Annotated in this window: 22 protein-coding genes and 2 pseudogenes; 20 read left to right on the forward strand and 4 right to left on the reverse strand. The window is 48.5% G+C overall.

What is annotated here, in order from left to right; genetic code table 11:
- From BGL48_RS16395 to betA, 20 genes and pseudogenes are all read left to right on the forward strand, one after another.
- Positions 1-150: pseudogene (locus BGL48_RS16395) on the forward strand (ISAs1 family transposase); the annotation flags it as partial.
- Between the two features lie 69 nt (positions 151-219).
- Positions 220-681 (forward strand): hypothetical protein, encoded by a 462-nt coding sequence (locus BGL48_RS10930; RefSeq protein WP_069362668.1) that lies wholly within the window; start codon positions 220-222, stop codon positions 679-681.
- 122 nt (positions 682-803) lie between these two features.
- The gene (gene def, locus BGL48_RS10935; RefSeq protein ID WP_069362669.1) at positions 804-1,301 is read left to right on the forward strand and encodes a peptide deformylase; all 498 of its coding nucleotides are present in this window, start codon (positions 804-806) and stop codon (positions 1,299-1,301) included.
- A gap of 36 nt (positions 1,302-1,337) precedes the next feature.
- Entirely contained in the window at positions 1,338-1,916 is a 579-nt protein-coding gene (locus BGL48_RS10940) for a DJ-1/PfpI family protein (protein ID WP_069362670.1), read from the forward strand.
- A gap of 69 nt (positions 1,917-1,985) precedes the next feature.
- Positions 1,986-2,543, forward strand: coding sequence for a GNAT family N-acetyltransferase (locus BGL48_RS10945; protein WP_069362671.1), 558 nt, complete (start codon positions 1,986-1,988; stop codon positions 2,541-2,543).
- A 38-nt stretch (positions 2,544-2,581) separates the two neighbouring features.
- Complete coding sequence (locus tag BGL48_RS10950) at positions 2,582-4,660, forward strand: M13 family metallopeptidase (RefSeq protein WP_069362672.1); 2,079 nt, start codon at positions 2,582-2,584, stop codon at positions 4,658-4,660.
- 79 nt (positions 4,661-4,739) lie between these two features.
- Positions 4,740-5,285, forward strand: coding sequence for a ribosomal protein S5-alanine N-acetyltransferase (gene rimJ / locus BGL48_RS10955; protein ID WP_069362673.1), 546 nt, complete (start codon positions 4,740-4,742; stop codon positions 5,283-5,285).
- 57 nt (positions 5,286-5,342) lie between these two features.
- Positions 5,343-5,558 carry a DUF4177 domain-containing protein gene (locus tag BGL48_RS10960; protein ID WP_069362674.1) on the forward strand — a complete coding sequence of 72 codons (216 nt, stop codon included), beginning with the start codon at positions 5,343-5,345 and terminating at the stop codon, positions 5,556-5,558.
- Positions 5,558-5,782, forward strand: a complete 225-nt coding sequence (gene yidD, locus BGL48_RS10965) for a membrane protein insertion efficiency factor YidD (RefSeq protein WP_021022755.1) — start codon at positions 5,558-5,560, stop codon at positions 5,780-5,782. Before BGL48_RS10960 ends, yidD begins: the two co-directional genes overlap by 1 nt.
- Positions 5,782-6,174, forward strand: coding sequence for a hypothetical protein (locus BGL48_RS10970; RefSeq protein WP_069362675.1), 393 nt, complete (start codon positions 5,782-5,784; stop codon positions 6,172-6,174). Before yidD ends, BGL48_RS10970 begins: the two co-directional genes overlap by 1 nt.
- Positions 6,175-6,282: 108 nt before the next feature.
- The gene (locus BGL48_RS10975; protein ID WP_069362740.1) at positions 6,283-6,810 is read left to right on the forward strand and encodes a nucleotidyltransferase family protein; all 528 of its coding nucleotides are present in this window, start codon (positions 6,283-6,285) and stop codon (positions 6,808-6,810) included.
- Between the two features lie 88 nt (positions 6,811-6,898).
- Positions 6,899-7,318 (forward strand): GNAT family N-acetyltransferase, encoded by a 420-nt coding sequence (locus tag BGL48_RS10980; protein WP_069362676.1) that lies wholly within the window; start codon positions 6,899-6,901, stop codon positions 7,316-7,318.
- 172 nt (positions 7,319-7,490) lie between these two features.
- A pseudogene (locus tag BGL48_RS16685) lies at positions 7,491-7,646 on the forward strand (delta-class carbonic anhydrase); the annotation flags it as partial.
- A 12-nt stretch (positions 7,647-7,658) separates the two neighbouring features.
- Complete coding sequence (locus BGL48_RS10985) at positions 7,659-8,114, forward strand: GNAT family N-acetyltransferase (RefSeq protein ID WP_069362677.1); 456 nt, start codon at positions 7,659-7,661, stop codon at positions 8,112-8,114.
- A gap of 158 nt (positions 8,115-8,272) precedes the next feature.
- Positions 8,273-10,255, forward strand: a complete 1,983-nt coding sequence (locus BGL48_RS10990) for a hypothetical protein (protein WP_069362678.1) — start codon at positions 8,273-8,275, stop codon at positions 10,253-10,255.
- 129 nt (positions 10,256-10,384) lie between these two features.
- On the forward strand, positions 10,385-10,516 hold the full coding sequence (locus BGL48_RS16510; protein ID WP_255377398.1) for a hypothetical protein: 132 nt from the start codon (positions 10,385-10,387) through the stop codon (positions 10,514-10,516).
- Positions 10,517-10,761: 245 nt separating this feature from the next.
- Positions 10,762-11,064, forward strand: coding sequence for a hypothetical protein (locus BGL48_RS10995; protein WP_069362679.1), 303 nt, complete (start codon positions 10,762-10,764; stop codon positions 11,062-11,064).
- A gap of 522 nt (positions 11,065-11,586) precedes the next feature.
- Positions 11,587-13,893 (forward strand): methyl-accepting chemotaxis protein, encoded by a 2,307-nt coding sequence (locus BGL48_RS11000; protein ID WP_083238562.1) that lies wholly within the window; start codon positions 11,587-11,589, stop codon positions 13,891-13,893.
- A 278-nt stretch (positions 13,894-14,171) separates the two neighbouring features.
- Complete coding sequence (locus BGL48_RS11005) at positions 14,172-14,906, forward strand: FadR/GntR family transcriptional regulator (protein ID WP_069362680.1); 735 nt, start codon at positions 14,172-14,174, stop codon at positions 14,904-14,906.
- Positions 14,907-15,015: 109 nt separating this feature from the next.
- Complete coding sequence (gene betA / locus BGL48_RS11010) at positions 15,016-16,707, forward strand: choline dehydrogenase (RefSeq protein ID WP_069362681.1); 1,692 nt, start codon at positions 15,016-15,018, stop codon at positions 16,705-16,707.
- Positions 16,708-16,757: 50 nt separating this feature from the next.
- Here betA and nrtS read toward each other — a convergent pair whose 3' ends face one another.
- The 4 genes from nrtS to BGL48_RS11030 are packed head-to-tail and all read right to left on the reverse strand — an operon-like array spanning position 16,758 to position 21,865.
- Positions 16,758-16,976 carry a nitrate/nitrite transporter NrtS gene (gene nrtS / locus BGL48_RS11015; RefSeq protein ID WP_069362682.1) on the reverse strand — a complete coding sequence of 73 codons (219 nt, stop codon included), beginning with the start codon at positions 16,974-16,976 and terminating at the stop codon, positions 16,758-16,760.
- Positions 16,977-17,891 (reverse strand): HD-GYP domain-containing protein, encoded by a 915-nt coding sequence (locus tag BGL48_RS11020; RefSeq protein WP_083238564.1) that lies wholly within the window; start codon positions 17,889-17,891, stop codon positions 16,977-16,979.
- Between the two features lie 41 nt (positions 17,892-17,932).
- A complete protein-coding gene (locus BGL48_RS11025) occupies positions 17,933-19,891 on the reverse strand; it encodes a PAS domain-containing sensor histidine kinase (RefSeq protein WP_069362683.1) in 1,959 nt (652 codons plus the stop codon).
- Positions 19,892-19,906: 15 nt separating this feature from the next.
- Entirely contained in the window at positions 19,907-21,865 is a 1,959-nt protein-coding gene (locus tag BGL48_RS11030; protein ID WP_069362684.1) for a sensor histidine kinase, read from the reverse strand.
- Between the last annotated feature and the right edge of the window lie 40 nt (positions 21,866-21,905).

Consider the following 21,905-nt stretch of genomic DNA (forward strand, 5'->3'; position numbering starts at 1 on the left):
GACCGAGCGGAAGTTTTTGCACGAATAAGGCAAATGGTTTTGAATTTATTAAAGCAAGAGAAGAGTTTCAAAGCCGGGATTCAACGCAAGCGAATGATGTGCGCGATGGACCAAGAGTACCTCGCGACCGTGCTAGGAAGCCTTTCGTGACGCGGATGTTCATGCGTTTTCCGTGCTAGCCCGCTTTATTTGAGTCATTTATTTGGCCAAGAAGGGCCCGTGCGTTTTGGTCAATTGATGACGTATGCGTGCGTGTTGGTGGTGATCATCACGCCGCTATTGCTCCGCGCGACATCTGGACATACTGAGACGATGGCGTTGGCCTATGCAGGACTCTTATTTGTGCTGGGGTATGGTCTTGTGATGTTGGTACCTACGATTCCCGTTCACTTTTTAGCGTGGTTTTTTCTTTCCGCTGGCGAGGTGTTGGTCCTCACCAAAGAAGGCGTATATCTTGCCAACAACTCACCGGCGAGTCATCGCGGTCGTATTCAAGGGGTATTGATCACGTTGCGTAGCTTATTGCTGATGCCAAGCTTTGTATTGATTGGCTATGTCATCGACACGTTCGGTTATTCAGTGACTTGGTCGCTTGTTATCGCTATGGCTATGTGTGCCAGCATCGGTATGTTTTTATTGTCGATGCGCAAGAAAACACGTCTCGCAGCGACGTCGTCATAAGATTGATGGCTTTGTGACTCACGCTGACTCATCATCCATGCGGTTAAAGGTAGGTTAATATGGAGAGCCGCTTTGATAAGTTTATTCCCCATCACCCTTAACTTGGGAAATAGATAGCCCGTATGTTAGAAATCATTACCGCGCCAGATCCAAGGCTGGCCATAAAAGCAGAGCCAGTCACGGATATTACCGCCGTACAGACGTTGATTGATGATATGCTTGAGACGTTGTATGCCACTGACAACGGTATTGGATTGGCTGCCACGCAAGTGGGTCGTAAAGAGGCGATTGTCGTCATCGATATTTCTGAACGCCGGGATGACCCTTTAGTGCTCATTAATCCGGTGGTTGTATCTGGCGTTGACAAAGCCATTGGTCAGGAGGGTTGTTTATCCGTGCCCGGCTATTATGCAGATGTCGAGCGATACTCGTCTGTTGTGGTGTCGGCCCTTGATCGCAATGGTCAATCGATCACGATAGAGCGCGATGATTTTCTTGCCATTGTTATGCAGCACGAAATCGACCACTTATCTGGAAACCTTTTTATCGATTATCTCTCGCCATTAAAACGACAAATGGCCTTAAAAAAGGTGAAGAAGTATTTAAAACAGAGCGCTTAGTAGAATCTTAAACTTACATGGATGTAAGAACAAACGATGAATATTGGTATTTATGTGTATGAGCACGCAGAGGTGCTCGATTTTGCCGGACCTTTTGAAGTATTTAGCACCGCAAAACGTTTGAGCGCGGAAAGTTGGCAGGTTGGACTGATTGCTGAACAAGACTCACCTTTGCTCGCGCGCGGCGGTTTGCGTGTCGTGCCGGATTATCATCTCGCCAACCATCCCACACTGGATGTGCTGCTGGTTGTCGGCGGCGTTCACCATGAGCAAGTCACCAACCCGTCGGTGATCGATTGGGTGAAGCAACAAGATGCGATCACTCAATGTACGGCCTCTGTCTGTACGGGGGCGTTCATACTCGCAGAGGCCGGACTATTCGATGGTCGAAAAGTGATCACGCATTGGGAAGATATGGACGACCTCAGCCGTGCTTATCCGCCATTAAGCGTGGTATCAGGTAAGCGCTGGGTGAGGGATGGAAAATATCTTACCTCCGCGGGCATTTCTGCGGGTATTGATGTGAGTTTGCAGCTGGTGGCTGATCTGCACAGCGAAGATTTAGCCTTGCGCGTTGCCAAGCAAATGGATTACCACTGGCAGCGAAACGAGTAATATGCAGTCTGGATAAGGTACGTAGCGCGATAATAATCAATGTATGCGCTGATAGAATAGGAATTGAACATGTTCCCAGCCACATGGCGCTCCAAGCGTTTGTGTTTTAGTGTGTTTGAATACAGTGATGCAAAGCGCGTTAAAGCGCTGTTTGAGCAAAATCAGCATCTGCAATATCAAGATCCCACGTTTAAACCTTGGTCGTTATCCACCTACCAATCATTAATTGCCGACAGTGCGGAGAAAAAGGCGCCCGACGTAGAAGAAGCCTTTTACCTTCGTCGCATTCAGACCCATGACGATAAAGATATTGGCTATCTACAAATCTCGCTCAATGCGCCCGATGCACAGAGTGTTTGGCTGCCCATGCTCACTATTTCTCCACGATATCAAAAGCATGGCTATGGCAGCGAAGCGGTTGCGAGCGTGATTGACACCGTGCAAGCTTATGGGGATTATCGACGCATGGGTGTGAATGTTTACGCCGAAAACATTCGCGCGTTTCGATTCTGGTATCAGCAAGGGTTCTGTCGTATTTCCCATTTTGAACCCGAGCAAGATGAAGGACGAGATTACCACTGCTTGGTGCTCTATCGCGATTTAGACGTGAGGGCATCATCACGGTAGTGAACAGGGAAAGTGACTGAGTCATATAGGAAAGCAAAATGATAAAAACACCGAAAAAACGTCTGTTACTGACGCGTGTCGCACTGAGTGTTGTACTCGGCATGGGGCTTAGCGTTTCATCAACTACGGTGCAGGCGGCTGAGGCCGCACAGGTTCAGGTGCAGCGCGAATCAGGTCTGCATCTGCAAGATTTTGATCGATCGGTTCGTCCACAAGATGACTTGTTCCGTCACGTGAACGGCACTTGGTACGACCAAACCCAAATCCCCAGTGATATGTCCAGCTATGGTGCGTTCCGTATTTTAGCTGAAGAGAATGAAAAGCGTCTGAAAGGCATCATTGATGAGCTGGTGGCGCGTGATGATCTCAAGCCTGGCTCCAATGAGCAAAAGCTGCGTGATTTTTATCTTAGCTATATGGACAAAGACAAAATTGATGCCTTGGGGGTCACGCCAATCAAACCTGAGCTTGATCGTATTGCGGTGATTGCCTCGAAGCCTGCGTTGATTTACGCGATGGCCGACTTGCGACGAGTTGGCGTTGGGATCCCGTTTAGTTTTTATGCATGGGCCGATGCGAAAAACCCTGACTATAACGCTCTATATCTGAGCCAAAGTGGGTTGGGCCTGCCGGATAGAGACTATTATTTCCGAGACACCGAGGACGCTGAGCGTATCCGCACCGCGTATAAAAGTTATCTCGAAGATATGCTGCGCTTAGCGGGCTATGATCAGGCCAAACAACGCGCAGATCGGATTTATCAGCTGGAAAAAACACTGGCAGAGCATCATTGGACACGCGCTAAACGCCGTGATGCCCAAGCAACCTATAACAAAATGAGTCTTGGATCGCTTAATCAAGCCATGGGCGGGTTTGATTATGCTCGCTTTGCCAAGCGCGCGGGTATCGACAAAGCCGATGAAGTAGTGGTGCGCATGCCGTCTTATTTTGAGGCATTAGGGCAGGTGTTTGAGCAAACCAGCCTGCAAGCGTGGCAAGATTATCTCACCATTCGCACGCTCAATGCCTTTGCGCCGCGCCTTAACCATGAGTTGGTTGAACGTCAATTTGCGTTCTATTCCAAAACCCTCAACGGCATTCCTGAGCAGCGTGACCGCTGGAAACGGGGCGTGCAAGCCACCGAAGGGGTGCTGGGTGAAGCGCTTGGCCAAGAATATGTCGCCCGCTACTTCCCACCGCAAGCCAAAGCACGTATGGAAACCATGATTGATAACCTGCGTGCCGCGTTTAGAGACTCGATTGAATCATTAGCGTGGATGAGCGATGAAACCAAAGCGAAAGCATTGGATAAGTTGAGTAAATTCACGCCCAAAATCGGCTATCCAGAGCAATGGGAAGATTACAGTGCGCTGACCATCAACGCCGATGACTTGATTGGCAACAGCAAACGTGCCGCTCGCTGGGGCTATCAAGATATGCTGTCGCGGATTGGTGCGCCAGTTGATCGCAAAGAGTGGGGCATGACGCCACAAACGGTTAACGCCTATTACAGCCCAACTGCTAACGAGATTGTGTTTCCTGCCGGGATCTTACAACCGCCGTTTTTTGATATGAATGCGGACGATGCAGTGAACTATGGCGGTATCGGCGCGGTGATTGGTCATGAAATGGGGCACGGTTTTGATGATCAGGGCTCGCGTTATGATGGCGATGGCAACCTATCCAATTGGTGGACGGATGAGGATCGCGCGCGCTTTGATGCACGCACCCAAAAGCTGGCCGAGCAATTTAGCCAGTTTGAGCCATTGCCGGGCTTGTTCATTGACGGCAAGGTGTCCTTGGGGGAAAACATTGGTGATTTAGTCGGCTTGACCACCGCCTTCCGCGCCTACCAAAAGTCGTTGCATGGTGAATCGTCTCTAGTGATGGACGGTTATACCGGCGAGCAACGATTCTTCCTCAGTTGGGGACAGATTTGGAAAATGAAGATGCGTGAAGATGCCCTGCGTGAGCGCGTATCGCTGGGGCCGCATGCGCCACCACAATATCGCGTGCTTGGTGCGCCCCGCAATGTCCCTGCGTTCTATGAAGCCTTTGATATTAAAGAAGGTGACGGTATGTATTTACCCGAAGATCAGCGGGTGAATATCTGGTAATCTCTGATGCCGCCTCCAAGGCGGCATTTTTATAGATTTTGGTACTGTCCGTCACGCGAATCGATGCAAGGAGGCCCAAGTGCTAAGCACGCCAAGGACGAGATTAGTTTTGCTTCCTCCAGATAAAGCCGACATGGTAGCGCAGTTTTATCAGCGAAATCGTGCTCACCTGTCCCCATGGGAACCCATACGTCCTGCCGCATTTTATCGCGAAGACTATTGGCATCGCGCGCTGCAAGAAGCGAACGATTTGTTTCAACAGCAGCAGGCCTTCAAGTTTGTGATTTTGCATCATGAACGGGACGATGTGATAGGGGTGTGCAATTTCACCAATGTCATTCACGGCGCCTTTCAAGCGTGCCTGTTAGGTTATGCCGCTGACAAGCATTATCAAGGGCAAGGCTACATGCACGAAGCCATCCAAGCAGGTATCCGTTTCGTCTTTGAGCAGGTTGGGTTGCATCGCGTGATGGCCAACTATCTGCCCGACAATACGCGCAGTGAGCGGCTACTTACCAAGCTGGGGTTTGAACGCGAAGGCTATGCACGCCGTTACCTCAAAATTAATGGCCGTTGGCAAGATCATGTGCTCACCGCCAAACTCAACCCTTTAATGGAAGAGTGAGTCGTTTAATAGCCAGCCGGACATTCCCTTTTATCCATTTAACTGTCAGGAGAAAAAATGAGTCAGTTTACCGAGTACAAAGTCGTTCATATTGTTGAAGGTGGTTGCGGCACCTTATTGCTGGGCTCAAGTGGCTTGCCGTTGCAACGCCTCGAAGCCGAACTCAATCAATACGCGCAAGATGGCTGGCAGGTTGTTTTTCAAGTGATCGAAAAGAAACGTTACATGCTGTTTTGGCAGCGTGAGGCCGTGATTGTCACCCTAGGTCGCTAATGCTCAAGTATCTGTCGCTTACGTTGATCCATCGTTACCAAGCTAAAGGTGGATCAAAGAAACGGTTCAATATTGAGTGTAATTTCGAGCCGAGCTGCTCGGAGTATACGCGCCAAGCGATCGAAAGATACGGCGCACTCCGAGGCTGGCAACTCGGATTGGCGCGCATTCGCCGCTGTAATAACCCCAATGCGATTGAAAAAATTCACGATGAGGTGCCTTAATGCGTTTTACCCAACCGATTGAAGCGCTGGAGGCGCAAGAAGAAGCACTGAGAAAGCAGGTGAACGGCTTGACCCAAAGCCAGAAAAAACGCTATTTTGCCGAGCAATCAAGACAGCTGAAAGATCCAGACACTTATGCGGCACTCAATTGGGCTTTCTTAGGGGGGTTCCATCATCTTTACTTGCGAAAGTACCGGTTGTTTATCGTAGAATGTACGTTATTGGTGATCGCCGTTATCGGCTTAGTGATGAGTCAGCCGTATTTCGCTCTGATTTTGGTTGGTTTAGTGCTATTTGAATTACCACAGCTTTTTTTGGCCCAAAAAATTGCCAGGCAGTACAACTACCATGTATCACGCTCAATTTATGAACACGTCCGCCACGGTGATTAACCCATGAAGCGTCGTCGGATCCGTAAACGTCATCAGCACCAGTTCTTTTTATGTCAGAAAACCTATCGGCGTGCCTTAATTGATTTGATTGAGGCTGATCCGGCAAGAATGCGTGCGCTTCGCTGTGTTCAAGCTTTAAACCTACCTCAGTGCTATATTGCTGCCGGATTTATCCGGAATCTGGTTTGGGATGCGTTGCACAAATATGCCCCGAGTGCACTCAATGATATTGATGTTGTCTTCTACGATCCTGAAGATACCAGTGCAGAACGCGAACAATATTTAGAGCAGCTACTGCAAAAAACCATGCCAGAAATGACTTGGCAGGTACGTAACCAGGCGCGAATGCACGAGAAGCACCAAGATCCCCCTTACGCGAGTACGCTAGATGCAATGCGCTTTTGGCCGGAGAAAGAAACCGCGATTGCGGTGCGCCTTGATATGAACCAACGCTGCGAAGTCATCGCCGCCTTTGGGGTTCAATCTTTGTTTGAACTCAAGCTTAGCCATAATCCTGTCCGCCCATGGCACGTTTTTCAGCAGCGCCTTGATGACAAGCAATGGCTGACACATTGGCCCAAACTCACTGTCACCACGCAGTGCTCTGTGGCGGCAAAGCCGATCCATCACGAGTAATCGTTAATAGGGTGCGCATGGGCACAGACAGTCCATGTCACCCAAGGCATACTCGTTGCTGTGTTGAACAGCCTGGATAGCTAAGCCGATGAAATACCGCATGGACGCGAGCCCGAGTGACGATGATATTACCGCCATTCGCCAACAGCTGCAGCAAAGCAATGCCCCGTTTTTAGCTGGCCTTCCTGAAGGCTCTCTTGCCGGCTATGCCTATAACGATAATGATGAACGTATCGGTGGCGTGGTGGCCAACACTTGGGGGCAATGGCTATTGATTAAATACCTTTGGGTCGATGATGCCTTCCGCCATCGCCACGTGGGGAGCCACTTATTGAGTAACTTGGAAGAGTACGCCAAGGAGATGGGTTGTAAAATGGCGTTCGTTGATACCTTAAGCTTTCAAGCCAAACCTTTCTATGAAAAGCATGGCTATCAATGCCAGATGACATTGTCGGACTATCCTGTCGATCATGCACTGCACTTTATGACCAAAAAGCTCGCTGACTAAGTCGAACGTTGAGCGGGTTAAATTCCCATTACGATAAGCAAATCACTGATTTATAGCGATAAAATCGTGATTAGGATTCCAAAAAATGGTTCGCGTTGGGTGGTTTGTCAACGGCTACGGTTGAGATCAATATACTTGCGAGTAACAGGACTAGACTCGCAAGTTTTAAGTATCGCCGTATCAAGTAACGTGGCGGGTCCGCCCCAAGGTCAAAAACGTCAACATCGCAAGTATTCAACGCTGGTGTCAGGCGAACGTATTTGAGGAGCATCATGCCCACGGTGTGCGAAACTTAGTGGTTCAGCCTGCATTACTCTCCGAGCAATAAAAAGGGAACAGTATGGCAACGACGGCGTCCAATCGATTAACCATTCGTCGTATGCGGCCGGACGATACGGAGCCGGTGCTAGATATCTGGTTAAATGCCTCACTGCAGGCGCATGATTTCATTGATGAGGCGTTCTGGCATCAGCAACGTGATGCCATGCGTGCTTCTTACTTACCGATGGCTGACGTGTGGGTAGGCACTTATCAAGAGGTCATCCTTGGCTTTTATGCATTGCATGGCAATACGCTGGCGGCGATTTTTGTCGATCCTGCCTATCAGGGGACTGGTGTGGGCAGCCAATTGCTCGACCATGCCAAACTGCAAAAGCCCACTATCGACCTCACAGTTTATCAGAAAAATACCGCCAGTTACGCTTTTTATCTACGTCACGGTTTTGTGGTTGATAGAGAGCAAACGGATCCACATACCGGAGAGCGTGAGTGGCGAATGGTTTATTCTGGTAGTTAATGATATTTGAGTCACTAATGTGATTCGTGTTCAAAAAATAAGACACTCTGTATGCCAGTGCAGTAAGTAATACGGTCTATAGTCAGAAAGTTGGTTAGTTGTCCCCAGGGTCAGCCTGCGCTGGCCAAACATCACTTTCTCTTCATATGGAGTGTCTAATGAAAAAGACAAATATCCACTACGGGCCTTCGCAGCGCCCTTGGTATGAACAGGTGCCTGACTTTGCCAAAGACTATGTGTCGGCCCCCACTCATGACCCTCTGGTTGTCTACCAGCAGCGAAACCAGTCCTTTGTCCTGCAGCAAACGTCGCTTTGCAGTCAAGACTTTGAGATCCCTCCACATGGCTTATCGGATGCAGAGCAATATCAAGCGATGAAGACATTTTTTGTCTATAGCGCGCAACAAGCAGATCGATTTTTAGGGTATCAAGTCGAATCGAGGTTTACGCAGGCAGAACCAAGCCTCCGTGACTATGCCCCGGTGCAGTCAGACTTAGAACAAGGTAATTGGCGCCAAGTCGATTACCCATCACGTATCGCACCGTTTTTAACGATGAGCCTCAACAATGTAGGGGATCCGTTTGTCGATAGTGACTTCACGCTCAACTCAAAAAATATCGAGCGTATGGTGTTAGATTATTATGCCTGTTTGTGGCGAGCGCAATGGCCATCACTGGGTTATCAACCACATAATGAGCATGTAACACCTGCGCAGCAGAATGAAAGTTACTGGGGATATGTGCTGACGATGGGCAGTACCGAAGGGAACTTGTATGCGATGCTAAATGCACGTGACTATCTGTCAGGGCGAATGCTGTTACGTGATCAACTGGCAGAGCAAGCACAGTGTGCCCAGAAAAATTCGCGTATTGATGAGCAAAGTGAGTACTTTTCTGTGTATCCGGACACCGGCGAGGCTAAGTATCATCCCGTTGCATTCTTCTCAGAAGATACGCATTACTCCATCGTAAAAGCGATGGAAGTAGAGAAGATTGATACGTTCGCCACTTTAGGTCGCCGGTTATACCCCGAGCAAAACCCACTTAACCAAGGAGAACCTTGGCCTGATGCTGTGCCTTCTCAAGGGCCAACGGAAGCGCTTCCAGTCGGGTCTGGGGCTGTTGATATTGATAGTCTCATTACACTTGTGCGCTTTTTTGCCCAAAAGGGGCACCCGATTTTGGTTGTGCTGAATTTTGGCACCACATTTAAAGGGGCATACGATGATGTTCCCAAGGCTTTGGCAGAACTTGAGCAAGTGCTCAAAGAGGCCGGGCTATACGAGCGAAAAGTCACGGTGAAAACGGACACGGGGAAAACCCATGAGGAAATGCGCAGTGGCTATTGGATTCATATAGATGGTGCGCTGGGCGCGAATTATGCGCCATTTATTCAAATGGCGTCACCACACGATATGCCGCTTCCGAACAATCTAGGCAAGAACATTCCAAAGGAAGACATTGCGGCGATGCCAGCATTTGATTTCAGTTTGCCAATGGTACATTCAATGGTTGCGAGTGGTCATAAATGGCCGGGAAGTCCTTGGCCAACAGGCGTGTACATGACCAAACAAAAATACATGGTCTCACCGCCAGACGATCCTGAGTATATTGGTTCGCCAGATACTACCTTCGCGGGGTCACGAAGCGGTTTATCACCATTGATTTTATGGCACTTCTTCGCCACCAATAGCTATCAACAACAACGAGAAAAAGCGCTTTATGCCATCGAACTCGCATATTATGCCGTTGAGAAGCTAGAGGAGGTAGCAGCCTATTGGCGTGAAAAGTCTCTAGGTCGCCCCGAGGAGGAGTGCCCGCCTGATGGGCTGTGGTTGCAGCACACGCCATTATCGTTATCACTAATCTTCTCGCAACCGAGTGACGAAATTATCGCTAAATATTCGTTGGCGAAAGAGACGATCACAGACCCTAATGACAATAATTTTCGGAGGCAATACGTGCATCTATTCACGATGTGGGATGTCAGCGAAGCGCGTATTGATGCGTTGTGTAACGATTTGATGTCGCCGAATGCGTTAAAGCCGTTGAGTGACGTTAAAACGCAGATAGACACACCAAGTCGAGACTTACCAAAAAACCACACTCATTTACCGCTTAAAGGACGCTCGTTCCGATAGCTGTTTTATCTTCCCCTTGCTGCAGCAGTAAGGGGATCATGGCCCTACCAAAATTGAATAAAAGCCCTAAATTTGACTATTATCGTATTGTTTTGCCAGTTTGGTGCTACCAAATGCGAAGAGTTTACCATGACGTCATCTACTCATAGCCTTTTTCATCCTGGTTATCTGAATGCGGGAAAAAAGGGCCGCTTACGCCCAACGGCCACGATTGTCTTATTGGTCATGCCAGTGGTAGGAAAATCATCGCAGATTCAATAAATCAGGCGAGCAAAAGTCGTTTTACGGTAGCGCTTATCTGGCGATATGGGTTATACAGTTTCGCGGCAACATATATAACCCCATGAGTCGACCGGATAAAGCAGAAAAACTTTCATCGAATAATTCGACCATGACTTTCGATATATTATGTGGCTTACATCACACTGTTGACCTAATGTAACAATCAAGCGTGAATGAGATTGAGTCGATTCGCGCTGAAACGAAACAATCTCTAGGGAGACAATATGATGAAAGCAATGACACTAGCCGCAGTCCTGACGATCACCGCCACACCTGCACTGGCAAGTTTGAATGTTGATGTGACACCAGCACAGCAAGGTGCTTGGGTTGAAGTTGATTACAATGGTGAGCCAGTAAGCGGTGCTGCCGTGAAAAGTTCATCGTTAAATGAATCACTTTTAACATCAGAGAGCGGGCGCGTATTCATTCCAACCGCCAATAATGCGAGTAGCTCGATCACTTACACGGTAAATGCCAAAAACACCCAAGTGGAAGCGACACGCTTTATTGCTATTAACAGAGACTAGTACTAAGGGGGGATTACCCCCTTTTCTCTCTATTATCCAGAACCTTAATGTGACTTAATCATTAACAGTGTCTACAATTGTGGTCAGTGTTAACCAGATTCGGTCGCCTATGCTAACAACACATACTATTTCCGCACTCTATCGTTATGGTCGATGGCTTGGCTACTCGTGTGAGGATGTTGAAAAACACCTTATTAAACTCTGTTCTCAAAAAGATGGTCGTGACACAGTGAGTCTTATCATAGCGTTGCGCCGTTCACTGCTGCAGTATTGCCAAAACGCCCATCCACCTGAAGGGAACGAGACATTACGCCAGTCTATCTCACGGCTATGCGCCCATGATCGAGAGGTTATAGCCCTCGCTTATTTATTTCAGCTTCCCTTTTGCGATATTGCAATGATTTGTTCGCAGCCAGAAGATAGCACGAGGCAGCGTCTATGTATGATTCGTCAACATCTACAAACGATGCTTAGCGATAGAATTTTATCTCCATCAGGGATTGATTAGAGAGCTCATTCATTATGATGAAAATTCGGAATAAAATCACGATTGCGATTGTAGTCGCCGCAGTGGCTTGCGTATTAACCATCGCCGCTATCTTATCTTACCGCGCCATTGATTTATCGACCCAAGCGTTAGACGAAAAAGTCAATGCGCAACTATTGTCGTTAAAGGCAGCTAAGCAATCTGAGGTATCTCGTTACTTCTCATCGATTCAAGATCAAATCAAAACATTATCCACCTCCACGATGACCAGTGATGCGCTTGCACAATTTGATATGGGCTATCAACAAATATCCAATGAGGCGCTATCGGCTGATGGTGAGAAAGGGCTTGCGTCCTACTATGATAACGCCTTTAAACAGCGTTATCGTGAGGTTAATGGAACGGACTTGTCCAAGCGTGTATATTCTCGATTGCGCCCTGTTGCCAAGCAATTGCAACTCCGATATCTCGTCAACAACCAATACCCCATTGATAAGAAACAAGCTTTCGATAAAGCGCCTGATGGGTCCATCTATAGTGAGATCCATGCCGTATTCCACCCAAGCTTTCGTGACTATAAAACGACTTTTCGTTATGAAGATATAGTATTAATTAATAACGCTGGCGATATTGTCTACACCGTCAATAAAGATATAGACTTTGCCACGCATCTCGACGATAACGGCGTTGCAGGTGGCTTGGCCCGTGCCTACGACATGGCAAAGCAGTCGCCTGCTGGCACCATCAGTTTTGTCGATTTTTCAGCGTATGAACCCGCCTTTGATCGGCCCACAGCGTTTGTGAGTGCGCCTGTCTATAAAAACAGTGAGCCAATTGGCGTGCTAATTTTTAGGTTATCGATACAGCGTTTGACAGATATTTTGAGTAATGATCGTCAATGGGCTTCATCAGGCTTAGGGCGCACGGGTGAAGTATTCTTAGTGGGGCCGGATGCTATTTTGCGTAGTGAACCTCGGTTACTAGACGAGAACCCGACAGGTTATTTTTCCCAGGTATTACCACGACTCACTCAACCGATAAGAGATAAAATACGATATCAAGGTGTCGCTGCGGGCGTTCAGCCTATCAGTGACGCTAGCATTAATGCAGCCCTGAATGGTCAAACAGGTGTGATGAATGGAAAAAGCTACGCGGGACGTGCTGTGATTGCTGCTTATGGGCCGTTAGATGTTTTCGGAAAGCAGTGGGCGATTGTCAGCCAAATGAGTAAAAATGAAGCGTTATCTGCTATATCAGCGCTTCAGCGGGATATCATCAATATCACCTTGGTGACTGCGCTTATCCTGGCGCTCATCGTATCACTCATTGCTTACTGGTTAGGTAACAGTATTGGACGCCCCATCGTGAGCCTAACGGAACAAATACAAACCATTGCCACAACAAAAAACCTAAGCTTTCGCGTAGATGGGCGGGGATCTTACGAGCTGACTCAGCTCAGTTATCGGTTGAATGATATGTTTAGCGGTTTTAAGTCGGTGATTCAACAAGCGAATCAAGTGGCAACAACGCTTCATCAAACCAGTTCAACCATTGATAGAGATATTAATAATATTCGCGATCAAGTTGATGAGCAAGCTGAACGAGCCGCTCAAGTCGCGACTGCTGCAACGCAAATGTCGACATCAGTTGGTGAGGTCGCAAAGTACGCTGAACAGGCTTCTTCATCATCGGACACGATCTCAGGGCTCACTGAAGAGGGGAGTCAAGTGGGCCAAAGTTTGATTGATACGATGCATCAACTGCAAGAACGAATGGAAGCAAGCACTGAAGCGATGCAGCAATTAGCCCACGAGAGTCAGGCGATTGAAACGGTTCTCGACGTGATTTTGACCATTTCCGAACAAACGAATTTATTGGCACTTAATGCTGCTATAGAGGCCGCTAGAGCGGGTGAGCAAGGCCGAGGGTTTGCCGTTGTTGCGGATGAAGTGCGCGCGCTCGCAACAAGAACGCATGGGTCCACAGAAGACATCAAAGCCAAAGTAGATACATTGCAAAAAGGAACGGTCACGGCTTCGAAAGGGATCGAGCAAGCCAATGGTTCTGTGGCTCAAAGTGTTCAAGGTGGCGTGAAAAATAACGAAAAACTTGAAGTTATTAACAAAATGGTGCGAGAAATTAATGACATGAACACTCAAATCGCCACGGCGACAAATCAACAAAAGCAAGTGACAAACGAGATCAGCCAAAGGGTTAATGATGTTGCACAGTTAGCGAATGATATCTCAGCGCATACGCAAAGCAGTGAACAGAGTGCCGCGCAATTGACGGAGCGAGCGAATGCTTTAACTAAGGTTATTGGACATTTTAAAGTCGAGTAAGCGATAGATAGACGAAGTAACAGGCTCCCTTTGGATTGGTACGTTATCACCTGCTCAGTTAGGCTGGTTTACCAAAGCCAACCCGCCTGAAGCTTGCAATAAATAATCCCGCTCTAGCGCATGCAGGGTGGGATTTTTATTTTTAGCAATCATATCAATCAGATATTAGTCTTATCGATGGTATATAATGGTCGTACCAAAAAAAGGGTTAAAGACGGTATTTGACTTCATAATGCAAAAATTGCTAGTTTGGTACTACCAAATACGGAGAGGTAACCATGACGACATCCACCAGTAGCCTTTTTCATCCGGTGCAAATGGGCCGAGCGAGTGAAGATGTGGCATTGCAAATCGAATCGGCGATTCTGTCCGAGGCGCTAAAACCTGGCGACAAACTGCCCAGTGAGCGAGAGCTTCAGCAACAGTTTGGAACAGGGCGTGGCGTGGTGCGCGAGGCCATTCAATCACTCAAGCAAAAAGGCTTAATTGAAATCCGTAAGGGGCAAAAAGGTGGGGCGGTCGTCCGTCAGGTTGATGTGCATAACATCAGTGAATCATTGGCGCTGTTTCTAAAACAAAGCCATGTACAAGCGGATAAGGTCGCAGAGTTTCGTGAAACGGTCGACCAAAGCCTAGTGTTACTTGCTATTAGTCGTGGTTCCGAGTCGCAGAAAAAACAGCTTGGTGAATATGTCACAGAGCTTGCGGCTCTTGCCGCTGAAGAGAATCCGGATTTGGATCGCTTGGGCGAGCTGGATCGCGCACTCAACCTGTTGATTGCTGCAATGTCAGGCAACCCGATTTTTGAATGGGTGATGCATGCTATCCAGCAAGGGTTTAGTTCGCACGATTACGCCCTTTATCAGGCGGCGGATTATCGTCGCCAAACCGTGGAAAACTGGCAACAGACCGTTAACCACATTATCGCTGCCGAGCCGTTTAAGGCGCAAGCAACGATTAGCCACCACTATCGGTTGCTACAACAATGCATTGATGCACAAGCATCAAGCTAATTATAAAAATTTCAAAAAGGAAACCTCTACACAATCATACCCATTACCTGTGTTGCGACTGTTCCGGGCTGATGCCCTGCACACGGGAAGGACAAAATTTGGAGGTTTTATGGGACAGCAACAAAATTACGACTATATCATTGTCGGCGCGGGCTCGGCAGGCTGTGTTCTGGCGAACCGTTTAAGTGCTAACCCAGATAACAAGGTATTGCTACTCGAGGCAGGACGACCAGATTATCGGCTGGACTTTCGGATCCACATGCCTGCCGCATTAACTTATTTGCTCACAGACAGCACCTATAACTGGTTGTATGAATCCGAGCCTGAGCCGAATATGCATAACCGCCGTATCGCGCAACCGCGTGGTAAAGTGCTTGGGGGCAGCAGTAGCATCAATGGCATGATTTATATCCGCGGCAACGCGTTGGACTATGAAAAATGGGCCAACGAGCACGGGTTAAAAAAATGGGATTATGCCCATTGCCTGCCGTATTTCCGCAAGTGTGAAACGCGATTAAAAGGCCAAGATGACTATCATGGCAACAATGGGCCGCTGGCAATTGAAACCGCACAATGTGATAACCCTCTATTTAGTGCGTTCTTTGACGCGACGCAACAAGCGGGTTATCCATTGACCGATGACGTGAATGGTTATCAGCAAGAAGGCTTTGGTATTTTCGACCAAAATATCTACCAAGGTCGTCGTCATAGTGCGGCGCGGGCGTACTTACACCCAGTGATGAACCGTAAGAACCTGACGGTGATCACCGGGGCGACCACTGATAAGGTTTTGTTTGAGGGCAAAACGGCGATTGGTGTGGAATACCGCAAGTGGGGACGGAAGAAAACCGCCTATGGCGCAGAAGTCATCAGCTGTGGTGGCGCGATTAACTCGCCCAAACTGCTGCAACTTTCTGGTGTAGGTGACGAAACAATGTTGAAAAATTTAGGGATCAAGCCTGTTCATCACCTGCCTGGGGTGGGGGAAAACTTGCAAGATCACCTGGAGCTTTACGTGCAGTATGAATGTAAAGAGCCGGTTAGCATGTATCCCGCGCTTAAGTTCCATAATCAACCGAAAATTGGTTTTGATTGGCTGTTCCGTCGTAAAGGGGCCGCCGCCACCAATCATTTTGAAGCGGGTGGTTTTGTACGTGGTAATGATGAGGTGGCGTATCCGAATCTGCAGTTCCACTTTTTGCCACTGGCGATCCGTTATGATGGCTCGGCACCGAACAAAGGACATGGTTTCCAATTGCATGTGGGGCCTATGAATACCGATGTGCGTGGCCACGTGAAAATTCGCAGCACCAACCCAGATGAGAAGCCTGAGATCTTCTTTAACTATCTCTCTACGCCACAAGAGCGTAAAGAGTGGGTCGAAGCGATCCGTGTCTCTCGCGATATCATTGCCCAGCCGGCCTTTGATCATCTGCGGGGTAAAGAGCTTTCGCCGGGCAGCGAGGCACAGACGGATCAGGAAATCCTCGATTTTGTGGCTCGAGAAGGGGAAAGTGCTTATCACCCAAGCTGTACCTGTAAAATGGGCTTGGCGAGTGACGAGATGGCCGTAGTGGATGAATCGCTGAACGTCCATGGCGTGAATAACTTGCGTGTGGTGGATGCCTCCGTGTTCCCTGCAATCACCAATGGCAACTTGTACGCACCGACCATTATGGTGGCAGAGAAAGCGGCTGATATGATCATGGGGCATACCCTTTCGCCGGCGAAAGATGCGGAATACTACCGCTACCTTCCAGGCCATGCGCCGGTACCGGAAGAGGACGTAGCGCTGGCCTAATTCCCCGTGTACGCGTTAACGACAAGAGCCAGTCTCGTGCTGGCTCTTTATTATTTTTGTTTATCTAGCTGGTGTTTAGCCGCACTATAGCTGGCAACGCAATAAGGCACTAGATAGTTGAGTAGTGCGTGACCTATACGTAAGTCTGCCTCGCCCCAAATAGCCTCCCCCTGATTAATCACATTGAGTACAGTGCCGACTACCAATGCGATTTTGAGTGCATTGAGCGCTACGCTGGGTTGAATTAACGTCCTAAAGAGTTGTTTCATTTAACGTCCACCCTCAGCACGTTCAAGCAGTGCCTGCGTGGGGAGGGTGGAAATTGTCTGTTGGATAACGCGTTTAATCAGGCCCGTATCAGGTCTTCGTCGTTGTTGTGAGGCGGGAATCTGGACACCAGTGGGTTCTAAGTCGTATGTGTTGTCTGTGATGACCAGTTTTGCTTGCTGTAAGCAAAGTGGGCAATGAAGAAGTTGCCCTGGCGCATCATCACGATAACGAGTGATCGTCGGGCCGCATGTCGGGCAGTGATGCAGGGGGATCCCTTCATCGGTATGCGCAATGATGGCGTCAAATTCGCCCGCTTTGGCGAGGTTGACAAACCGTTGCCCGATTGATGTATCAAACTGGCTGCCAAGATTCTCTTCGACAATGTCAATCGCTTTTTGTTTGTGCATGGCTTGTCGATAAGGACGGTGGCTGGTCATGGCATCAAAGGCATCACAAATCGCGATAAGCTTGGCCTCTGCAGGAATGGCATCACCGGATAATTTGTTGGGGTATCCTCGGCCATCGACCCGTTCGTGGTGTAACCCGACGGCGTTGCGCACAATGGGCCCTAATGGATGGCCTTCCAAGATATACATCCCCTCATTGGGGTGACTCTGGATGATGGCAAATTCGTCATCGGTCAGCTTATCTGTTTTCTTTAAGATGGCATCAGGCACACTGATTTTGCCTAAGTCGTGCAAAAAGCCACCTAGGGTCGCGATGGCCTGCTCTTCTTTCGACCACCGTTCTGCTTTTGCGACCGCTGATGCAAACTGAGACACCCGCCAAAGGTGGCCGCCTGTGTAGGGGTCTTTTGCCTCAACGGTCCACGCCAGTGTTAATAGGCTTTGAAACAAGCGCTGTGTTTGAACACTATCCACATCGGAACGAAACCACTTTGTTAACCATTGCATCGTTATATCCTTTGTTGTGCGCCTTTATGAGTAGACAGGGACTATCCGGTAGAACTTTCAGTTTGTGGCGCGGGGGTTTCTGTCAAAAACTTAGGCAGGCTGAGCACCACGGTAACCCCTTGATTGATATTGGAATCGAAATGAAGTTTGCCCTGCAGTTTTTGGTGTACCAGATTGAACACGAGATTAAGGCCGAGCCCTGAACCGCCTTTACCGCGTGAACTGGTATAGAAGGGCTCAAAAATACGTTGGTGAAGTTCGGGCGCAACCCCGACGCCATTATCGGTATAGCGGATTTCTACGGTCTCGCCTTTATCGGCGATATGAATCTTTATGTCCGGCTCGGGAATACCTTCAAAGGCATGGCGGACACTGTTCATCACTAAGTTGGAGACAACTTGGGTCAGCACCCCAGGCAGGCTACTCATGGCAAGATGAGGGTCACCTTCGATAATCGGTGCCACCGGCACTTTTTTCGTTTCGGGGCGCAAACTCCCCATTAATGCTTCAAGCGTTTGCACCGGACGGAACTGACTTCGACTTTCAGACACTTGGTCGACCGCTGTTTGCTTGAAATCACGCACTAATCGTGCCGCACGATTGAGGTTGGTTTCCAGCATATTCGTGCCATCCGTGACCTGCTTCATCACGGCCGAATACTGCTCACTGGTCAAGGTTTTTTGCTCGAATGCGCTGTTTAGTGTGGAAACCGCGTCTTTGATCACTGAATTAGCCGTCACCGCGATCCCCAGGGGGGTGTTCACTTCGTGCGCGACGCCGGCGACTAAGCTCCCCAGCGCGGCGAGTTTTTCGGACTCCACCAGTTGAGTTTGCGCAGCTTTAAGGTTCTCCATACTCTGCGCGAGATCCTGGGTTCGCGCGTCAACGGTCGCTTCTAAACTCTGATTCAGTTGTTCGAGTTCCAACTGGGTCGTTTTAAGCTCAGTGATGTCAATCGCGGTGCCGCGAAAACCCGTGAAGCCTTGACCGGTAAAATGTGCTATCCCTTGGAACACAAAATAGTAGGTGTGTTTTCCCAAGGTGATTTTTTCTTCGCACATGGTGAAATCATCGCATGTGTCCAAACAGTGTATCAGTGATGTGCAGTGGCTCAGTACGGGAACTGACTTTACCTTAGGGTGGTTTTCGACCGAGATCGCGAGCGCGACTTGCATCGCTTCAGAGCAAAATGTCAGTCGCTGCGTGGCATCGGTTTCCCACAACCAATCTGAAGCGGCGTTAGTGAAGTCCGACAATCGCGCCTGTTCTAATGCGATATTCTTATAGAGGTTGGTCATGCGTAAAGTGATTTTATTGGTTTCGTCCGCCAGCCAGTCGAGTTCATCGCTTTTTTCCATAATCAACTTTCGATGTGTCAACTGCAATGGCTCGTGGATGGGCTCCACAGGGTCAAAATGAGACAAGTGTTTGGCAATCGCAAATACGCGTTGGCTGACGCTTTGATGGAAGACCCATAAAATCAGTGAGCAAACAATTAGAGTTTTGACCCCGTTGAGTAGGAGGGTGACAACAAACTGTTGCAGTAAGAGATCATAGATTTTTTGCGCGTCAGATTTTACGCGTAGGGTGCCGAGATGAATCCGGCGATCAGTGTCGGGATGGAAATAACTGAGTTCAGCTTGGCTGTCCACGCTGGTGGTGGTGAGTGGCTTACCCGCATCGAGTACGACACCGTCAAATTCAATCGAGAGGTAATCGATATAGGGGAGATTGACGAGGCCATTGAGTCGATTTTGTGCGCTAACAAGGTCGAACACCCATAAAGACGATGCGATTAAGTCGGCATGGACATTTTGAATTTCCGCATGGCGGCGATCAACATGGTCAAAAGCTTCCTCATAATCCCATGATAGCTGCAGTAGCGTGGTCAATATGGTAAAAAAACTGCTGAGTAAGACCATCAGCAGAATGATTCGGCGGCCAACAATACTGAAAAGCGGGTGCTTGAGCCCCTGTTCAAACCTTTCTAGTTTTTCCATTCGATATCCATTACCTTAATCTTTACTCTCACTGGCGTACTGTGTTGCTTCGCTGGATAAACTTAATGGGATCAAAAACATAAACTTGACGCCTTGCCCGGGCGCTGATTCAAATTGCAGTTCGCCGCCTAGCTTTTGCTTGACGAGATTAAAGACCAAATTGAGGCCGAGCCCTGAGCCACCACGTCCCCGTTTACTGGTATAAAAGGGTTCAAAAATTCGGTGGTGAAGGGATGGCTCGATACCGCAGCCATTGTCTTGATAGCAAAGGTAGAGGTGGTCTTCTTGCCTTTCAAATTCGATCGTGATTGTCGGGTTATCCGTCTCGTCAAAGGCATGGTTGATGCTATTCATGACGAGGTTAGAGATCACTTGGGTAACGACGCCGGGTAAGCTATACATGAGTATGCCACGCTCTCCGCTGACCTCGGGAGCCACCGGAATTTTACGGGTTTCTGGATGTAAGCTCGCAACCAGTGCGTCTAGTGTTTGTTTGACATCAAATTCGGTGAGCGTTTCTGACACTTGATCGACGGCGGTTTGTTTAAAGTCACGAATAAGATGGGTCGCACGCTTGAGGTTATGTTCCAGCATGACCACGCTGTCGTTCACTTGTTTGATCAAAGAAGCAAACTGTGTGCTGGTTAACGTTTGTTCCTCAAAGGCCTGGTTGAGCGTGTGGGTGATATCTTTAATCACTGACGAGGCGGTGACCGCAATGCCTAAAGGTGTGTTGACTTCATGCGCCACCCCTGCCACTAAGCTCCCGAGTGCCGCAAGCTTTTCCGACTCGACCAGTTGTTCTTGCGCCGCTTTTAAGTGTTCCATACTCTCTTGAAGTTCACGGGTTCGCTCATCAACGGTTTCTTCCAAGTTATGGTTCAATGTTTCCAGTTCAAACTGGGCCGTTTTGAGCGCGGTGATATCGATGCCCGTGCCTCTAAACCCGCGAAAGCCATCAATACCGTGATGGGCAAGCGCTTGAAAGACAAAATAACGGCTTTCACCCTCAACGGGTACGATCTCCTCACACATCGAAAAGTCCTGTTGTCGGTGAAGATTGGCCATAAATTGATGACAACCGACAGTAGAAAGTAACTTGTCAAGGTGCGGATATTGTTTGGGATTAAGGTCAAACGCCAATCGCATCGGCTCAGAGCAAAAGGTCAACTTGAGGTCGGCGTCGGTTTCCCACAGCCAATCTGAAGAAACATGGGTAAAGTCAGCTAAGCGCTCGCGCTCGAGCATAATATTGCGGTAGAGCGTTGACATATTTTGGGTGATTTTATTGGTTTCGGCCGCCAGCCAGTCGAGTTCGTCTTCTTTTTCCATGATATAGCGCTTACGGGGGAGGGTCAGCGTCTCTTCTTTAGGGTCAAGTGGATTGTACTGACGTAAAAACTGCGCCACTTTAAACACGCGTTGGCTGACGGTATGGTGAAACACCAATAAAATGAGGTAACACACCATGAGTGTTTTTATCGCGTTCAATAGCAGTGTGATAAAAAAGCGTTGCATCAGATCGTTATAGATGGCATTGGTGTTGGACTCGACATAGATGGTGCCAATCCGCTGGGTGTTTCCTGTATCTGGGTCGTCATACTGCAGCGGATACTCGTTGACCACTTTACTCACATCTAATGGTGACCCCGCCTCGAAAAGATAGTTTTCCGACCGCAGCGCCAGATAATCAATGTGTGGTAGGTTGATTAACCCATCAATGCGCTCTTGAACACTGGTTAAGTCATAAATCCAAAGCGAGCTGGCGAGTAATTCGGCATGAACGTGCTCAATTTCATAGTGTCGGCTATCCACTCGGTCAAAAGCCTCATCGTAATCCCAATAAGTTTGCAGCAAGGTGGTAAAAATGGTGAAAAAGCCACTGAGCAAAATCATGATCAGCAAAATGCGTCTTCCCACTAAACTGAAGAACGGATTACGAATGCTGTCATCAAACTTTTGGTTTCGGCTCATACGTGTTAAGCGCGTAAGTCGGGACGGATACGGTAAGTGT

Source organism: Salinivibrio sp. SS3, assembly GCF_001722105.1.
Classification (GTDB): domain Bacteria; phylum Pseudomonadota; class Gammaproteobacteria; order Enterobacterales; family Vibrionaceae; genus Salinivibrio; species Salinivibrio kushneri.

What these genes read in the sequence shown, in the direction of transcription:
- BGL48_RS10950 (WP_069362672.1), top strand. Translation starts at nt 2,582, where the DNA reads ATGATAAAAACACCGAAAAAACGTCTGTTACTGACGCGTGTCGCACTG.
- nrtS (WP_069362682.1), bottom strand. Translation starts at nt 16,976, where the DNA reads ATGAAACAACTCTTTAGGACGTTAATTCAACCCAGCGTAGCGCTCAAT.
- BGL48_RS11000 (WP_083238562.1), top strand. Translation starts at nt 11,587, where the DNA reads ATGATGAAAATTCGGAATAAAATCACGATTGCGATTGTAGTCGCCGCA.
- BGL48_RS10960 (WP_069362674.1), top strand. Translation starts at nt 5,343, where the DNA reads ATGAGTCAGTTTACCGAGTACAAAGTCGTTCATATTGTTGAAGGTGGT.
- BGL48_RS16510 (WP_255377398.1), top strand. Translation starts at nt 10,385, where the DNA reads ATGACGTCATCTACTCATAGCCTTTTTCATCCTGGTTATCTGAATGCG.
- BGL48_RS11025 (WP_069362683.1), bottom strand. Translation starts at nt 19,891, where the DNA reads ATGGAAAAACTAGAAAGGTTTGAACAGGGGCTCAAGCACCCGCTTTTC.
- BGL48_RS10970 (WP_069362675.1), top strand. Translation starts at nt 5,782, where the DNA reads ATGCGTTTTACCCAACCGATTGAAGCGCTGGAGGCGCAAGAAGAAGCA.
- BGL48_RS10940 (WP_069362670.1), top strand. Translation starts at nt 1,338, where the DNA reads ATGAATATTGGTATTTATGTGTATGAGCACGCAGAGGTGCTCGATTTT.
- BGL48_RS10975 (WP_069362740.1), top strand. Translation starts at nt 6,283, where the DNA reads ATGCGTGCGCTTCGCTGTGTTCAAGCTTTAAACCTACCTCAGTGCTAT.
- BGL48_RS10945 (WP_069362671.1), top strand. Translation starts at nt 1,986, where the DNA reads ATGTTCCCAGCCACATGGCGCTCCAAGCGTTTGTGTTTTAGTGTGTTT.
- BGL48_RS10990 (WP_069362678.1), top strand. Translation starts at nt 8,273, where the DNA reads ATGAAAAAGACAAATATCCACTACGGGCCTTCGCAGCGCCCTTGGTAT.
- BGL48_RS11030 (WP_069362684.1), bottom strand. Translation starts at nt 21,865, where the DNA reads ATGAGCCGAAACCAAAAGTTTGATGACAGCATTCGTAATCCGTTCTTC.
- def (WP_069362669.1), top strand. Translation starts at nt 804, where the DNA reads ATGTTAGAAATCATTACCGCGCCAGATCCAAGGCTGGCCATAAAAGCA.
- yidD (WP_021022755.1), top strand. Translation starts at nt 5,558, where the DNA reads ATGCTCAAGTATCTGTCGCTTACGTTGATCCATCGTTACCAAGCTAAA.
- BGL48_RS10995 (WP_069362679.1), top strand. Translation starts at nt 10,762, where the DNA reads ATGATGAAAGCAATGACACTAGCCGCAGTCCTGACGATCACCGCCACA.
- betA (WP_069362681.1), top strand. Translation starts at nt 15,016, where the DNA reads ATGGGACAGCAACAAAATTACGACTATATCATTGTCGGCGCGGGCTCG.
- BGL48_RS10980 (WP_069362676.1), top strand. Translation starts at nt 6,899, where the DNA reads ATGAAATACCGCATGGACGCGAGCCCGAGTGACGATGATATTACCGCC.
- BGL48_RS10985 (WP_069362677.1), top strand. Translation starts at nt 7,659, where the DNA reads ATGGCAACGACGGCGTCCAATCGATTAACCATTCGTCGTATGCGGCCG.
- BGL48_RS11020 (WP_083238564.1), bottom strand. Translation starts at nt 17,891, where the DNA reads ATGCAATGGTTAACAAAGTGGTTTCGTTCCGATGTGGATAGTGTTCAA.
- BGL48_RS11005 (WP_069362680.1), top strand. Translation starts at nt 14,172, where the DNA reads ATGACGACATCCACCAGTAGCCTTTTTCATCCGGTGCAAATGGGCCGA.